Source organism: Paraburkholderia sp. LEh10 (genome assembly GCF_017814945.1).
GTDB lineage: Bacteria > Pseudomonadota > Gammaproteobacteria > Burkholderiales > Burkholderiaceae > Paraburkholderia.
On record NZ_JAGIPX010000223.1, the window covers coordinates 1 to 876 of the forward strand.

1 protein-coding gene is annotated in these 876 nt (G+C 60.4%); it reads right to left on the bottom strand.

The window, feature by feature from the left end; translation table 11 throughout:
- Positions 1–12: 12 nt before the first annotated feature.
- The coding region (locus J8I87_RS44060) for a helix-turn-helix domain-containing protein (RefSeq protein WP_409518893.1) at positions 13–876 on the bottom strand (864 nt) is incomplete at its 5' end.

Genomic DNA, 876 nt, shown 5'->3' on the forward strand with positions numbered 1-876 from the left:
GCGACGGGGCGTTCATTGTGCACCTCCTTCTGAATCGTCGATAAACATTGGGAGTTGCCCTTCGATGGCGCTGCGACACGGGCGAAGCTTCCGGGTGGTCAGCGCAACACCCACCGCCTCGGTATGCAGGTCGCTTGCGCGGATCTGCCATGGAGCGTCGGGCATTACTTGCTCTGCGGGCAGAATTCGGTCCTTGATCAGGCGGCGGATCACATGATTGGTGACGCCAAGCACTTCCGCTGCCTCGGACATCGTCAACCAGTCACCATCCTTCTCAGCCGATTTATAGGCGCGGATGTCACGCACGTGCCGTACGGATCTAACCCGATGCGCGGTCCAGGTCTTGCCTTGGCCCGTCCGTATTCCCATCCGGTTTAGCGATGCGGCGATGTCCTGATCAGACCATCGGGTTACCATGCTGCGGATAACTGCGAGCGCTCCGTCAGACGTGCTGCATCCGTGTTCGCCGGTCTTGGGCTTTCGGATGCGCAACTGTGAATGTTGGCCGCCTTGCCAGTGAATCGTGAGAATAACTTCACGCGTCGTCTCATCCACGTCCGCAACGATATCAACGATCAGCGCCCGAACCAGTTGTTGGCGCATGCGCATGGTGACACCCGGAGCATTCCAGGCGGCGTCGAGGTTCTCGGCAAGCTTGGTGAAGTCAGGAGCAGGGCGAGCTGGCGCTGGAGTGCGCGCCGTCTCCAGACGCGCCTGGCAGGCCTGAACACGACGCAACGCTGCTTCCCAGTTCTTCTCCAACTGCGAGGCAATCAAACGGTTATCGGGATCGCAGGCGGCGTAGCGTCGCTCTGCCAGCGTGGCTTCGTACTGAGCCTGCTGCAGGTCGAGTTCGATAATCCGCCGCTGCTCATT